Source organism: Chitinophaga oryzae, assembly GCF_012516375.2.
Classification (GTDB): domain Bacteria; phylum Bacteroidota; class Bacteroidia; order Chitinophagales; family Chitinophagaceae; genus Chitinophaga; species Chitinophaga oryzae.
This window is the reverse complement of record NZ_CP051204.2, coordinates 4,952,440-4,968,329: the sequence shown is the minus strand read 5'-3', so window position 1 is coordinate 4,968,329 and position 15,890 is coordinate 4,952,440. Positions and strand designations below refer to the sequence as shown.

The 15,890-nt window shown below is 53.1% G+C and carries 11 protein-coding genes; 9 read left to right on the top strand and 2 right to left on the bottom strand.

Annotated features, from left to right (window positions below; translation table 11 throughout):
- Positions 1–13: 13 nt before the first annotated feature.
- Positions 14–985, bottom strand: coding sequence for a phosphatidylinositol-specific phospholipase C (locus HF324_RS20070; protein ID WP_168860648.1), 972 nt, complete (start codon positions 983–985; stop codon positions 14–16).
- Positions 986–1,302: 317 nt separating this feature from the next.
- Here HF324_RS20070 and HF324_RS20065 point away from each other — a divergent pair, with 317 nt between their 5' ends.
- Both HF324_RS20065 and HF324_RS20060 read left to right on the top strand, forming a co-directional pair.
- The gene (locus HF324_RS20065; protein WP_168860647.1) at positions 1,303–2,664 is read left to right on the top strand and encodes a trypsin-like serine peptidase; all 1,362 of its coding nucleotides are present in this window, start codon (positions 1,303–1,305) and stop codon (positions 2,662–2,664) included.
- Positions 2,640–3,473, top strand: a complete 834-nt coding sequence (locus HF324_RS20060) for a DNA/RNA non-specific endonuclease (protein WP_168860646.1) — start codon at positions 2,640–2,642, stop codon at positions 3,471–3,473. Before HF324_RS20065 ends, HF324_RS20060 begins: the two co-directional genes overlap by 25 nt.
- 49 nt (positions 3,474–3,522) lie before the next feature.
- Here the strand turns inward: HF324_RS20060 and HF324_RS20055 are convergent, their stop codons facing one another.
- Entirely contained in the window at positions 3,523–4,410 is an 888-nt protein-coding gene (locus HF324_RS20055; protein ID WP_168860645.1) for a helix-turn-helix domain-containing protein, read from the bottom strand.
- A gap of 214 nt (positions 4,411–4,624) precedes the next feature.
- Here HF324_RS20055 and HF324_RS20050 point away from each other — a divergent pair, with 214 nt between their 5' ends.
- From HF324_RS20050 to HF324_RS20020, 7 genes are all read left to right on the top strand, one after another.
- A complete protein-coding gene (locus HF324_RS20050; protein WP_168860644.1) occupies positions 4,625–5,635 on the top strand; it encodes a zinc-binding alcohol dehydrogenase family protein in 1,011 nt (336 codons plus the stop codon).
- A 217-nt stretch (positions 5,636–5,852) separates the two neighbouring features.
- The gene (locus HF324_RS20045) at positions 5,853–6,053 is read left to right on the top strand and encodes a bromodomain-containing protein (protein WP_168804189.1); all 201 of its coding nucleotides are present in this window, start codon (positions 5,853–5,855) and stop codon (positions 6,051–6,053) included.
- Between the two features lie 127 nt (positions 6,054–6,180).
- Entirely contained in the window at positions 6,181–9,339 is a 3,159-nt protein-coding gene (locus HF324_RS20040) for a SusC/RagA family TonB-linked outer membrane protein (protein ID WP_168860643.1), read from the top strand.
- Between the two features lie 27 nt (positions 9,340–9,366).
- Entirely contained in the window at positions 9,367–10,938 is a 1,572-nt protein-coding gene (locus HF324_RS20035) for a RagB/SusD family nutrient uptake outer membrane protein (protein ID WP_168804187.1), read from the top strand.
- An 18-nt stretch (positions 10,939–10,956) separates the two neighbouring features.
- On the top strand, positions 10,957–12,171 hold the full coding sequence (locus tag HF324_RS20030; RefSeq protein ID WP_168804186.1) for a glycan-binding surface protein: 1,215 nt from the start codon (positions 10,957–10,959) through the stop codon (positions 12,169–12,171).
- 24 nt (positions 12,172–12,195) lie between these two features.
- Complete coding sequence (locus HF324_RS20025) at positions 12,196–14,283, top strand: beta-galactosidase (RefSeq protein WP_168860642.1); 2,088 nt, start codon at positions 12,196–12,198, stop codon at positions 14,281–14,283.
- A gap of 18 nt (positions 14,284–14,301) precedes the next feature.
- Entirely contained in the window at positions 14,302–15,885 is a 1,584-nt protein-coding gene (locus HF324_RS20020; RefSeq protein ID WP_168860641.1) for a GH39 family glycosyl hydrolase, read from the top strand.
- Positions 15,886–15,890 lie beyond the last annotated feature (5 nt).

Here is a 15,890-nt window from a genome sequence, read left to right as displayed (position 1 = left end):
CAGCCCTTTTTTATCAGAAGTTGGTGCTGATAATAAGATTGTTCCTGGCGGAGGTGGCAAAGTCCATCGGAAGGATGCCATACCGGCCCTGGGTATTGCTGGTGAAATAATTGCTGACCTGCGGGTTGATGGCGTTAGACACCGTGGTAATGCTGGGGATGCCAAAGATCAGCGGTTTATAGCCGCTGGTGAAATTGATGTACAGCGTAGCTGCATTGCCGGTTTTGGCTTCGCTCAGCAGGTTAGTGATGTTGGTCCATTTGGCGTTATTGTCGGGCACCTGGTACTGGTCCTGCACCCGTAACGTGGAGTTGCTGTTGTTGATGGTAAAGGTGGTGTTGTCGGCCCAGTTGGTCGCTTCGATGCCTTTGGGCGTAGAAGAAGCGCCGAATCTTCTGAGCAGCACTATTTTGCCGCGCACGTCGCCGAGGTTGGGGATGGCGGAAGACAGGTACCATTTGCCGGGCTGCTGGGCGGTATAGCTGTCGAACGTCTGTTCAAAGGAACGGGTGTTGTCGGTAGGGTCGTATTCTTCTTTCACGCACATGATGATCGTCTCCGTGGGGTTGGCATTCAGGAAAGTGTAGCAGGCTGTCACCACGTCGTTGAAGTTGAGGTTCTGATAGACGCTGCCGTGATGGATGGCAAAAGCGTCGCCGATGTGGCGGCATCTGATATCCAGGAAGCGGATGCCGGCGTCCAGCTGCTGGGCGATGGTGAGGTCCTGGCATTTGGCGGTGCCGCCTATGGGCTCAAAGCGGGCGCCGCTGTCGTGCGTGCCGGGGATACTGATAGCAGCAAGGTTGCGCTCGTTCGCAATGCTGCCCATCCAGTTGTTAAGCGAAAACGCGACCGTGGCATTGCTGCCGGCGAGCTGATGGTTGTCGGCCACCGGATGGCCGGGCAGCGTGTTGTCGGCAGCGTCCTTTTTACAGCCAAACAGGCCACAGATGGCGATTGCCAGCAGAAGTTGAGGGTGTTTCATGGGAGTTGTTTGTTTTTTTAAAGTGAGTGAAAAACTTTGGACTTTACAGGTGATATGCGTGGAATTAATAATTTATTAACCATTTTACGACAGCATACCGGAAAAACGACCGCAGCGGACCAGCTGGAATAACATAAAATTAATTTGGCAGGGGTGCGGGTAAGCTGTACTTTTAACATCGTAAAACCCCAATGTTGCCGGCGATAACCGGCTATTCCGCAGACAGTTCAGAAAGATATCATTGTTATTTACTGGAGATGGCCCTACTATCTGTAGAGAGGATGTTAATTTCTATACCATTTTAAATTCCTGTCATTATGATGCAAGTACCCCTTGACCAGCTGGCCGAATCGGAAAGCCGATATGCAGCGCTGGAACAAATTCCCGTCAGAGACACTTTCCCCGGCCTGGCCGAAGAGATCGTGCCGGCAGACGTACCTGCCAGCGTGGTTGCCGGCAATATCTTAGGCGCCGATGAAAACATGCAGCGAAGAAAACAAATGCTGGCCACCGTGAAGCAGGAGCCGGTAGATTTTGCCTTTGAACGCGCCATTGGTAAAAATGATTCCGTTTACAGCAATTTCGTGGAACTGATCAGCCAGGCCAAACAACGGGTAGGACGGATCGCGATCAAACAAGGCAACAGGAACGTCGCCTTTGCGACCGGGTTCATGGTGTCCTACAACCTGCTGCTTACCAACTGGCACGTCTTTAAAACAAAAGCATCGGTGGCCGACAGCGAAGTGCAGTTTTTCTACGAGCTGGATATCCACGGCTCTCCCGGCAGCGCCGTCTCTTTTGCGCTGGACGCCGACCGGTTTTATTACGCTTCCAAAGAACTGGATTATTGTTTGGTGGCGGTGTCGCCGGCAGATACTACCGGAACACGCAGTATCAACGATATCGGCTATCTCTTCCTGGACCCCGCCCTCGGTAAACTGGGCAACGAAGAGGAAGAAGCGCTGAATATCATCCATCACCCCAACGGGGACTACAAACAGCTGTCTCTCCGGGAAAACCTGTTTATAAAAATAGCGCCCACGTCTATCTGGTATAAAACAGACACCGCGCCCGGCAGCAGCGGCAGCCCTGTTTTTAACGATCAGTGGCAGGTGGTGGCCCTGCATCATATGGGCGTGGGACAGAAGAACGCCGCGGGCGACTATATCGATAAAGACGGAAAGGTGATCCCGCTGGTCAACGGCGCTATCGACGCCTCCCGCGTGGTGTGGATCGCCAACGAGGGCATCCGCGTCAGCGTGATCTTAAAGGATATCGCCCTCAATTTCCCCGATGAGCCCCTGGTAAAAGACCTGTCGTCCCCCAAACAAACAACGCTGACGGCGCAGGAAAAACTTCCTGCAAAAGAAAATACAACCCCTTCACTCACTCCTAAAACTCCTGCTATGGAAACGAACAACCCTGCTGCTAATGTCAATATTTCTTTTCCTGCCTCGCTGATAGAGCGCAATGGTATGATCAATATTCATATCAGCCAGGGTACAGGCACCGCGCCGGTCACCCCCCGAAGACGGCAGAACCGTCCGCCGCGGAAGCCGATTTCGAAGAGATCAAAAAGCTGGAGCAGGAAACCGATTTCTCCGCATGCAAAGGCTATCTCTCCACCTTCCTGGGCCGCGGGCTCAATATCGCCATGCCGCAACCCAAAGCGACGCTGAAGAAATTCGCCGCTAAACTGGATGGGACCGACAGCATCGTCCTGAAATATTATCACTACAGCACCATCCTTCATGCTGTGAGAAGAATGCCGATCATCAGCGCCATCAACGTGGACGGAGATCCCGCCAAACGGCTGGACGACAGCAAGCGCAAAGACGTATGGCTGCGCGATAACCGGTTAAGCTTCGATCTGCAGCTGGACGACAGTTTCTATAAAAACAGCGGTTTTGACAGAGGGCATATGAGCCGCCGGGAAGACGCCAACTGGGGCGCTACCGCGGACGACGCCAAACGCAACGCCGACCTGACCTGTATGTACACCAACGCCTGCCCGCAGGTGGCTGCCATCAATCAAAGCAGCAGGAAAGGACTGTGGGGCTTGCTGGAGAAAGTGATCCTGGAGCAGGGGGCAACAGCAGAGGAGGGGAAAACGGCGCGCATCTCCGTTTTCAACGGCCCTATCTTCAGAGAAGACGACCGCGTGTTCAGAGGAGTACAGGTGCCGGTGGACTTCTTTAAGATCGTGCTGTGGCTGACAGATGAAGGCGACTTAAAAGCGACTGCCTTTAAGTTATCCCAGCAGTCATTGGTGGATGATATCGACTGGGAACAGCTGGACCTCGATCAGAATGTACAGTTTAAAGAATACATGTGCAGTATTGAAGAGCTTCAAAAAGAGACGAGTATTGATTTTTCAGCGATTATACCCTTTGATACCTTTGAAGCCGGGGCAGAAGAAATCACTTCTGCGGAGATGGTGGCCGCACACGTCAAAAAGCATAACCTGCGTAACGCGCAGAAAGTATAATTTTTTGCAGGACTGTTGCCCGCCGGTTTTCACCGGAATCCGGCGGGTTTCACCTGTTGTGCGCGGTTTCTTTTTCCAGCGCCCTGATTTTCTTTTTATAACTGCCGGGGTTCTCTCCGGTCATCTTTTTAAAGAAGCGGTTAAAATACGCGTCATTCTCAAATCCCAGGCTGTACGCAAGGTCTTTAACAGGGATGTCCCGCGTCATGATCATGCGGCGGGCCTTTTCTATTTTCTGCTCCTGGATGTATTTGCCGGGAGTGCTTCCCATATCTTTTTTGAATAACCGGATAAAATGGTCTTTGGTGAGAAAGCAGCTCTCCGCGAGCGTGTCAACGCTGATGGGCCTGTCGAGGTGCGTGCGGATATAATGCAGTGATTGCCGGATACGTTTGTCTATCCGGAGGTTTTTATCGGCAGCCTGCTGCAGAAACCGGGACACGATCTGCCGGATAATGCCCTGCGCCTCCATTTCATAGCCCAGTGGCGCCGCTTTTTGCCGTGCGATGCTCCTGACCAGCGTGGGACCGTTGTCGTAAGACCAGGGATCGAAATGCGGCAGTTTCCTTTCCGGGTGGATGGCAGTAAGCCGTTTTATCAGCTGTATCACCAGCGGGGCGGCCTTTATTTCAACGGGAACGTCTACCAGGTCAAAGACGCTTTGCTGGTTGCCAGGCTCTTCATAGATATGGATATAATACAATGACAGTGGGCCTTCGCATTGGTACCCGTGCGTAGTGTAAGCCGGGGTAAGATACAGGTGGTTCTTTTTCAGTTCGTATGTTTTGTCCTCCCGGAGCAGCTTCGCCGTACCGCTTTCTATAAAGTGTATCCGGATAAACGGGCTGCAGACGTTCCGCCAGTTCCAGTCCGCGTTGTGTACCGCGCGCCCTGTGTTCAGCAGCATAAAGTACGGATGGGTAAGTTCCTTGCTCATGGCCGGTATTTGTCTGAAAGTTAAAATATCGATAAAGTACAATTTTTTATCGATATCGGTAAAGTCTTCCAACCGGGTGATAGGTACTTTTGAAAAAAAAAGTCAACGGTGTTTTTCAGGGAGGGGCGGACCTAACGGTCTAATCCTGTCGTCTTCAGTCATCTATGCCGACGACTACCGTTCCGGAACGATGTCGCTTTTTAAACAGAAGTTCATGAAGGTAATTTCTTGCAGTAAGCCGGGGAAGTTGGAATACCGTGATGTTCCGGAGCCGGTATGTTTACCCGGCTATTCGATAATAAAAATCCGGCGTATCGGGATATGCGGGACCGATATCCATGCTTTTGGCGGCACACAGCCTTATTTTACCTATCCCCGCGTGCTGGGACACGAGCTGGCGGCGGAATTTGTAATGGGCGATGCACCGCGGCTGCACCGCGGCGACCTGGTAACCATCATTCCTTATCATCATTGCGGCAGCTGTATTGCCTGCCGCAGCGGTCATACCAATTGCTGTCAGCAGATGCAGGTCATCGGCGTACATGCCGATGGCGGCATGGCGGAGTTGCTGGCGGTGCCATCGCATTTATTGCTGCCGGGGGCCGGACTGGCGCCCGACCGGCTGGCGTTGGTGGAACCTTTTGCCATCGCGGCCCACGGCGTACGCCGGGCAGCCATATCCCCGGGGGAAGATGTGCTGGTGGTGGGAGCAGGGCCGATCGGCCTGGCGGTGATGGAGATGGCTGTCATCGCAGGAGCGCAGGTGATAGCGATGGATGTAAATGACTACCGCCTGGCGTGGGCGAAGAAAATCACCGGCGTAAAAGCTGCCCTCCACGCGCAGGATGAGTACCTGGATGAGCAGCTGAAAGATCTCACTAACGGTGATATGCCTGCTGTGGTGATCGATGCTACCGGTCATCTGAATGCTATCAATAACGCTTTCCGGTGGATGTCACATGCAGGCAGATATGTGCTGGTAGGACTGCAGAGAGAAAATATCACTTTCAGTCACCCTGAATTCCATAAACGGGAAGGCACGCTGCTCAGCAGCCGCAATGCTACCAGGCAGGACTTCGACTTGGTGCTGGAGAATATCCGTACCGGCAGGATCATGCCCGAAAAATATATCACCCGTTATCTGCACTTTAATGATGTGGCGAATGAGTTTCCTTCCCTCACGACCGATGCCAACATCGTAAAGGCGATGATCAGTCTCGATTAAAACAGCTTTGGCCGTTCACCAACTGCAACAGCCGCCCGCCGGTACTTCGGTACCGGTGGGCGTTGTAGTGTCCGTGGTTGCCGGATTACTCCTGCCGCCCGCTATGCTGCAAGCCGCAGCAGCAGTGATTTGTAACAAATAGACCCTTTAATTGAAACAATCAGGCCCCCTTCATCCGGACGCCTCCCCCTATTTTTACAGTACCTAATCCACGTATATGAAACTTGAACTGTTACAAGGCCGTCAGGCCCTGAGATTATTTATTGCGCTGTTGAAAGCTTTTCGCCGGCCCGTGCCGGACGAGCTGTTTATCCTCTACCTGTTTTCCGAAGACATCGTCGGATGGTGCCGGCTGCCCGGTAAAGATGCGGTTTGCCGGGAGCATCTGCCGCATCGCCGACGATATCCCCTCTTATGACCCTCTCTTGCTGCACAACCAGAAATACCCCTGATGTACCTGACTATTTAAGCAACCGGATGTCTATCCGGCCGCTTTCGGGTACCCTTATGTGAATACCAGAAAATTTGCTGTCTAAAAAATTGTTATGCGCTCAACCAAAATTAATCGCTGTCAGGCATCGCTGCCTGTATGGCTGCTATGGCTACTCCTGTTCAGTACAGGCAGCTTTGCCCAGACTGCCGGCATAAGCGGCATCGTCGTTAGCCGGAAAAACGCCGCTCCTGTTCCCGGCGCTTCTGTCACCGTAAAAAATACCAGCCACCATGCCGTGACCGATGCGGCCGGCCGGTTTGTTATCCGGGCATCGGCAGGAAACGTATTGGTAGTCGCTATGATGGGCTTCCAAAAGAAAGAGATAACGATCGACGGAAACAACCCTGTCAGGGTGGAACTGACGGAGAACGTATCTCAGCTCGAAGATGTGGTGGTGATCGGTTATGGTAAAACAAAACGTAAAGATGTTACCGGCGCTATCTCTTCCGTTACGGGAGACGAGATCCGGAAAACGCAGCCGGTCACTTTCGATCAGGCCCTGCAGGGAAAGGTACCGGGACTGGTAGCGCAACAAATATCCGGTCAGCCCGGTGGCGCTGTCTCCGTTCAGATCCGCGGGATCTCTTCGTTTGGGAACGCCGCTCCGCTATACGTCATCGATGGGGTGATCATCGGTGGCACAGCGTCGCCGGGCGCCGGTACCAACCCCCTCGCAGGTATCAATCCGTCCGAAATTGAATCCATTGATGTCCTGAAAGATGCATCCGCTACGGCCATCTACGGTTCCCAGGCCACCAACGGCGTGATCGTCATCACTACCAAAAGAGGACTGATTGCTCCGCCGGCTGTTGCCTATGACATGTATACCGGCTTTCAGCAGTTGCCGAAACGGCTGCCGCTGATGAACCTGCGCGAATACGCCGCCTTTATCAACGAACGCAACAAAGGCCTCGGCTGGGGCTTCGATACCCGCCCGGAGTTTGCCAATCCCCAATATCTCGGCGAGGGGACGGACTGGCAACGGGAGCTATTCAGAAATGCGCCCATGTACAACCACTCGCTGACGGTCAACGGAGGAGACGCACGAACGCAATACCTGCTGTCCGGCAGTTATTTTAAGCAGGAAGGCATTGCCCTCGGGTCCGATTTTAAACGGCTGTCGGTAAGGCTCAACCTCGACAATAAAACCACCGACTGGCTGAAGATCGGTACCAGCCTGCAACTGATCAATATCAAAGAGAACGTGAACGCCACCAGCTCCAATGTTATCAATACAGCCCTGAGCCAAACGCCGGACATCGCGGTGAAAAACACCGACGGCAGCTGGGGCGGCGCCTATAACCCCAACGGCTGGGTTAACAGTACGGTGAATCCCTATGCCATTGCATTGATCAATAAAGACCAGGTAAACCGCAACCAGCTTTTCGGTAACCTGTATGCGGAAATCTCTTTTCTGAAAGATTTCGTCCTGAGAAACGAGGCTACCGTGAGCTTTTCCATGGCGACGGAAGACCGCTTTAATCCTTCCTATACTTTCGGCCTGGTGAAAAATATCAATAACAGCGGCGCCTATATCTACAATCAGAACCTGTTTACCACCGTCAGAAATTTCCTGACCTATTCACATCTCTTTAAAAACAGGTATAATGTGAATGTATTGCTGGGCCATGAGGCGCAGTTAAGCACCAACGAAGCCTCCAGTGCCACCCGCTCCAATTTTCCCTCCAATAATGTACAGGTTATCAGCAGCGGCGATCCCACCACGGCCGCCAATACCGGCATCAAAGGACAAAGCGCGCAGGAATCGTACTTCGGCCGCCTGAATGCAGGCATCAATGACAAATACCTGTTCACCGCCAATGTGCGGGCAGACGGATCTTCAAAGTTCGCCCCGGAAAACCGCTGGGTGACCACCTGGTCGGGCGCTTTCGCCTGGAAACTGAAAAATGAGGAGTTCCTGCAGCAGTTCGGGAAAATGAACGACCTGAAACTACGACTGGGATATGGCCTCACCAACAATCAGAACATCAGGGACTATGCCTATACATCTACGCTGACGACGGTGGCAACGGGCCTCACCGGCGTGGCACAGCTGACGGTCAACGTTGGCAATCCTTACGTACAGTGGGAAAAAACCAAATATGCCAACATCGGCCTGGATGGAACGTTTTTTAACTGGCGCCTGAATTTTGCGGTGGATTTCTACAACCGCAGAACAGACGGACTGGTGATGCAGATACCGTTGCCGTTGTATTCCGGTACGGCCATCGGGTGGGCCCCCGGCTCGCTCGATGCTCCTTTTGTGAACATAGGAACCGTCAATAACAAAGGCTTCGATTTCCGCATCAGTTCCACCAACATCCAGGGTAAAAAGTTTACCTGGAAAACGGACCTGACAGTCTCCCGTAATATCAATGAAGTGGTTAAACTGAATACGGACGGTGCTTCGCTGGACCGGCCGTACAGCAAAACGGTGGTGGGCCGTTCCATCGGGGAGTTCTACGGCTATGTGATCGACGGCGGCGTATTTGCCACACAGAAAGACTTTGAAACCCATGCGCTGCCGGTGAAGAACGGGGTGCGTTTGCCCGTAGGCGCTGCCGGTGGCAGTATCTGGTATGGCGATCTGAAGTTCACGGATTTTAATGGCGACGGTATCATCAACGAAGCAGACCAGACCTTCCTCGGTTCACCCATTCCCAAATACCAGATCGGCCTCAATAATACTTTCTCGTACAAAAATTTTGATCTTAATATTTTCTTCAACGCCAATATTGGCAGCAAGGTATTTAACCAGCTGCGGATAAACGGCGATTATCCCGGTACCAGCTTCGGTTATCTCCGTTCGCTCATGAACTACGCGCAGGTGTCGATGATAGACCCGGCAGGATCGCCGACGGATATCAAAAACGTTTATGTAAAAAATCCGGATACCAGGATCGTAGGACTGAGAAATGACAACACCAACGACAATAACCGCAATTCCGACAAGTTCGTGGAAAGCGGCACCTTCCTGCGGTGTAAGAATATTTCATTTGGGTATACTTTCCCGGATAAGCTGCTCAGCAAAATCCGCACCCACTACCTGCGGCTGTATGTCAACGTTTCCAATGCTTTCCTGATCACGAACTATTCGGGCCTCGACCCTGAAATAGGCTCATGGGACCCGCTCAGCGCCGGTATCGACAACGGTTTTTATCCGCAGCCGCGGGTGTTTACTGTGGGCGCCAACGTGAAACTGACCAAATAAAGTCATTCATTTTAATACGAGAAGATTATGAAGTCCATCATAAAAATATTGTTTTGTCACATAGTGGTGATCGTGCTGGCGGGATGTTCAAAGAGTTTCCTGGACCGTCCGCCGTTGTCACAGATCAGCGCGGATAATTTTTACCAATCCACCAGCGACCTGCGGCTGGCCACAGCTGCATTGTATGCGGGGTCGCCCTGGGGCGACTGGAACTACAGTTGTTACCTGCCCGTAGGCGATGTGCTGAGTGGCAACCTGGCGGTAGGCTACTGGGGAGATGCCGTACAGCTGAACACGTTCTCCGTCACCGGGCTGAATGCGATCATGGTTTCCAACTGGAAGTCGATGTACAACATCATCGCGCACTGCAATGTCACCATTAACGCCATCAAACAGAAAGCGCCGGACAGTATTTCCGCTGCCAACAAAAACGCTGCGGTCGCCGAAGCCCGCTTTATACGCGGCTTTGCCTATTACAACCTGGCGGTGCACTGGGGAGCGGTACCGGTGATAGAAGACAATAGCCAGCTGGTGATCTCCCCGCTGGTGAACCGTATCAAAACAGAAGACGTGTACCGCTTTGTGATCAACGACCTGACTTTTGCCGCGCAGCACCTTCCGGCTGCCGATGTGGCGGGCAGGGTGACCACCTGGTCGGCACAGGGCATGCTGGGCAAGGTGTACCTGACCGTGGCAGGACTTAACCACTCCGGTACGCGCGATCAGGCGCTCCTCGACAGCGCGCGGAAGTACGCAGGTAATGTCTGTAAGAACAGTGGCTTGTCCCTGCTGCGCAACTATGCGGACCTGTTTAAAACACAGTTCAACGACAACCCTGAATCGTTGTTCGCGCTGCAGTGGGCGCCGGGCGGCGCCTGGCTGGAAGGGAATATGCTGCAGATCTACTCCCCGGGCGGCGCGGAAATATCTGCCAACGGTCAGCCGGGATGGTTTAATATCCGTCCTACGGTAGACCTGTTCAAAGGCTATACCTCAAAAGACTCCGTCAGGCGGAAGGCTACTTTCATGCTGAAAGGAGATTATTATCCCGAACTGAATGCAGCCGGCGGCGGATACCAGTTCACCGGTGACTGCGGATTAAAAAAACACATCATCGGCACCAACAAGGACAATAATGCGCCCACCATGACATTGTCGTCCTCCACGGAGCACAATGCCCTGTTAAGGCTGGCAGATGTATATCTCGTATATGCGGAAGCGTTACTCGGCAACAATGCGTCTACCAGCGACGCGGACGCACTGTTGTATTTCAATAAGGTACGCGAGCGGGCGGGCATGCATCCAGCGCCCCGGATAGACGCTGACAGCGTACTGATGGAGCGCAGGATAGAACTGGCCGCAGAAGGGCAGTACTGGACAGACCTGGTGCGCCTGTCTTATTATAATCCTTCAAAAGCTGTCGGCAAATTGAACGGCGAGTCAAGAGTGACGTTTACCTACGCCGATGGAGTGGTGACGCCGGCCGATCCTTATGGAGTGATCACGCCTGCCACGGCCCGCAGCTTTTTCTTCCCCATTCCTTCCTCCGAAGTGACCGCTAATCCTAAGTTGCTGGAACCTCCGGTAGCCTATTACTAAACATTAAAATTTACTCCAGTGAATATACTGATCTCAAACGCAGGTAGCAGAAGCTTGTTATGGTGGCTCGCCGGAATGATGGTGCTGGTGGCGACCGCCTGCAAAAAAGAACGGGGCGGAAACGGACCTGTTATCACACATGTCAGAAACTATGCGGCTTCACCTGATGATACCCTGCTCACAGCAGTGTTGCCCGGGCAATGGGTGGTGCTGTCCGGCCATCGGCTGCAGGGCGCGCTGGAAGTGACGTTCAACGGCGTCGCTGCCAGCATTAAAAGCGTGATGTTTTCCGATACCAGCGCTGTGGTGCAGGTGCCGGCGGTGATACCCTTTCCGGCGGTATCTGCCGAAAACCTGAATGTTATCCGGTACGTGACGCCGCAGGGCACGGCCACCTTTTCTTTCAATATTGTGGCGCCGCCGCCGGTCATCACCGGGGTATCCAATGAAAACGCCCATGCGGGCGATTCTGTGTATGTATACGGAACTAACTTCTTCTTTACGGAGCAGGTGACCTTCGCCGGCGCAGCGATAAAAAACTTCGCCGCCGCGGGAGACGGAACATCGGTCGGCTTCGTACTGCCGCAGCTGAGCCACAGCGGCCAGGTGAAAGTAGTGACAAAGTCCGGCGCGGATTCCACTAAATACAATGTCAACGATCTCACCACCGGCATGCTTTGCAACTTTGATAACATCAATCCTTTCGACTGGGGCGCCACCCTGGAAAGTAACGGTGCCGATTTCCCCGGCGGCAGGGGTACCTATGCCGTGCTGAAAAACGGTGTGCTCGCCGGTGGCGACGGTACCTGGTGGGGCAATCAGCGCAGTATCAACACGAAAGAAGTGCAATGGGTACCTAAAGACAGTCTGACAGTGGCCCTCGACCAGTACGCGCTGAAATTTGAAATCAACGTGCCCTCCGCATGGAACGGTACGACCGTTTATGTGATCAGAAACTACAGCAGGGACTTTCTCGCCCGCTACGAGCCCTGGCTTAACGCCAGCGGTACTACCGCCAGCTATGTCACCAAAGGCTGGCGGACGGTCACCATTCCTTTCAGCAGTTTCCGTTCCAATGACGGTAAAGGCGTCAGCGCTGCCGACCTGACCGCATTACTGACCAATACCGGCGCCGGCCCCGTCAATATCCAGACGGCTAACTTTTCGGCAGGGCCCACGGCTACCGGGTTCTATGCTGCCATCGACAATATCCGGGTCGTCAAAATCAAATAGATGTTCAATTATAAAATCAGGTACATGAAGAAGTGTATTTTGTTGTTATGGCTATTGGTGGTACTCACGGTATCACAGGCATTTTCCCGGCAGGACCATCCGTTTTTTCCGGCCAAACACCTGATCACGACAGGTATTTATTACTATCCCGAACACTGGGACCCGCATCTCTGGGAACGCGATATCAAAAGAATGTCGGAGATGGGATTTGAATTTGTGCACCTCGCGGAATTTGCGTGGAGCAGGATGGAGCCGGAAGAGGGCAAGTATGACTTCACCTGGCTGGATACGGTGATGGACCTCTGTACAAAGTATCACCTGAAAGTGGTGCTGTGCACGCCCTCCGCCACGCCGCCGGCATGGATACGCTCTCAGTACCCTGAAACATTCCAGATGAACAGCCGGTATATCCGCGGGGAGCATGGCACCCGCGGCCTGGGATCTGTGGCGAGCCCGGTATACCGCCGGCTCGTGGAAACCATCGTTACTAAAATGGCGCAACGCTACGGTAAACATGAAAACGTGATCGGATGGCAGCTGGACAATGAGCCGGATGCCAAACCTGATTTCAGTCCCGCTTCACAGGAAGCCTTCCGGCAATGGCTGAAAAATAAATACCATTCCATTGATACGCTGAATGCCGTGTGGGGCAACGCTTTCTGGAGCCAGTGGTACAACAGTTTTGAACAGGTCCTCATTCCGAACGTGGACCTCGTCGGCTGGTGGGGCAGCAATCCGCATGCGGTGCTCGATTTCAAACGTTATATGGCAGACATACAGGCGGAGTATCTCGATTTTCAGTCGCGTACACTGCGTGCCAACATTTCAAAGCATCAGTTCATTACCACCAACTATACAGCAGTATCTCCGGGAGCAGACCCGCGGCGCACAACGCAGCTCGACTTCGCTACCTACACCGCTTATCCGAACGGTGGCACGCATAACATCGGTCAACAGGGATTCAGGCTGGGCAACAGCAATGTGATCCTCTTCGCTGCCGAATACTACAAATCCACCGGCGGCGTCACCGGCGCCATGGAGATACAGCCGGGAACGGTGAACTGGGGCAACTTTACGCCTTTGCCTTTGCCTGGCACCGTGCGCATGTGGCTGTACCACATTTTTGCGGCCGGCGGCCGGCTGGCCTGCTCTTATCGTTTCCGCCAGATCAACTACGGCGCGGAACAGTATCATTCCGGTATTATGGAAACTGACGGCGTCACACCATCACCCGGCGGTTACGATTACATGCAGTTCATGAAGGAGATGAACGCGCTGCGAAAAGAGGCGGACATCAAAGCGCCCTTGCCCGGAAAACTGGCAAAACGCTCCACCGCTATCCTGTGGAACCTGGAGAACTACTGGTCTTTCGATCAGCAGCGGCAAACCAGGCAGTGGGATACCTGGAACTACCCGATCAAATTTCTGCAGATAGCCAAATCCTTCGGCGCCCAGGCTGATGTGGTGCCCGAAACAGCGGATTTGTCAGCCTATAATTTTGTGATCATTCCCGCTTATGAACTGGTGGACAGCAGCCTGATAAAAAAATGGGAGGCATACGCTGCCAACGGCGGGCATCTTATCCTTACCTGCCGCACGGCGACTAAAAACCGCACCGGTTACCTGTGGGAAAAAGGCTGGGCTGCTCCGCTGTTTTCGCTGATAGGGGCCCGTATCTCTGCCTTCGATATGCTGCCGGACCAGTACTACGGAGACGTACAAACGAAAACCGGTCATTACCGCTGGAACAACTGGGGTGATCTTTTACAGCCGGATAAAAACACCGAAGCAGTAGCTGTTTACAACGATCAGTTTTACAAAGGCGCTGCCGCCGTGGTTAAACGCAGGCTGGGCAAAGGTACAGTGACCTACATCGGCGTGGATACCGACGACGCCAGGCTGGAGAAAGACGTATTGCGGGATATCTACACAGCCGCAGGCGCTACCACCGAGAACTACCCGCCGGGCGTGCTGGTGTACTGGCGGGATGGTTTTTATGTGGCGGTCAACTATTCTTCTGATGACTACACGATGAACATGAGCGGAACAGCGAAAGTACTGATCGGCGAAAAGACAATAAAACCGGGCGGGGTCCTCGTCTGGAAAGAATAACCTGAGAACGGAAAACTGATGAAAAGATATTACTATGTAATCACTGCCGCGCTTTTAATCATCGCGAAAAGCGTTACTGCACAGGACTTAAAGAAACATAACCAGGATCGCGTAATAAATGTTGACCTCAAAAAGACGGCCGGACCGCTGCCCGCCATGCTGAATGCATGCGTGGGCGCGGGTCGTGCTGCCGAAGGGCTTCGTGCCGACTGGCAGCAGCAGCTGGCCTATGTCAGGAAAGAGTGCGGATTCCGGTATATCCGTATGCACGGCCTGCTGAACGATGAAATGGCGGTATACGCAATGGATGAAAATGGTCAGCCGCAGTACAACTACATGTACGTGGACGTGCTGTTCGACTTTCTCCACAGTATAGGTATGAAGCCTTTTGTAGAGTTGGGGTTTATGCCATCGGCGCTGGCCAGCGGGCCTAAGACTATTTTCTGGTGGCGCGGCAATGTTACGCCGCCGAGGGACTATGCGCAATGGGAAAAGCTGGTCCAAAACCTGGTGACGCATTTCACAGAACGCTACGGGGCAGAGGAGGTGAAAAGCTGGTATTTTGAAGTATGGAACGAGCCCAACCTCGATGGTTTCTGGGCCGGAAGCCAGGCGGATTATTTTAGGTTGTACACCCACGCGGCAAAGGCAATAAAAAATGTTAACCCGGCTTATCGCGTTGGCGGGCCCGGTACGGCCGGGGCAGCCTGGGAGCCGGAGATGATAGACTACTGTTACCAGCATAAAGTGCCGCTGGATTTTATCAGTACACATGCCTATGGCGTAAAGCAGGGCTACCTGGATGAATTTGGCCGTTCGGGCACCGTGCTCGATAAAAATCCTGCCAGCGTGAGCGGCGAGGTATTGCAATCGCGCGCTGAAATTACGGCCTCGAAGATGCCGGGACTGGAGTTGCATTATACCGAATGGAGCGCTTCGTATACGCCTGCCGATCCTGTTCACGACAGCTATCATGAGGCAGCCTATGTGTTGCAGAAATTGAAGCAGGTGGGCAGTGCTGCCAACTCGATGTCCTATTGGGTGTTCACCGATATTTTTGAAGAGCCGGGGCCGCGGTTTACGCCTTTCCATGGCGGTTTTGGGATGCTGACCATCCAGGGTATCAACAAGCCGGTGTTTTATGCTTACCAGTGGCTGAACCGGCTGGGCCATACAGAGCTGGCCAACAAAGATACTTCGTCCTGGATATGCCGTGACAGTTCAGGGAACGTACAGGCGTTGGTGTGGGATTTCACCAATACCCATCCGGGCGACTCCGTACATAATCAACGCTATTATATCCGCGATCTGCCGTCAAAAACAAAGGGGAATTTGCAGCTGAACATTACCGGCATGGCGGCCGGGCAGTATGCGGTGGAATTATATAAAACGGGCTACGGCAGTAACGACGCTTACACCACCTATTTGTCGATGGGTAAGCCTGCGCAGCTCAACAGGCAACAGGTGGAGCAGATAAAGCAGCAAAATAGCGGTGCGCCGGTGGCCCGTACGATCATTGCTGTAAAGGAAAATATGCCTTTTACCCAGACAATGGACATCCGTGAAAATGATGTCTTTCTGATAAATATCCTCAAACTTTAACCAAT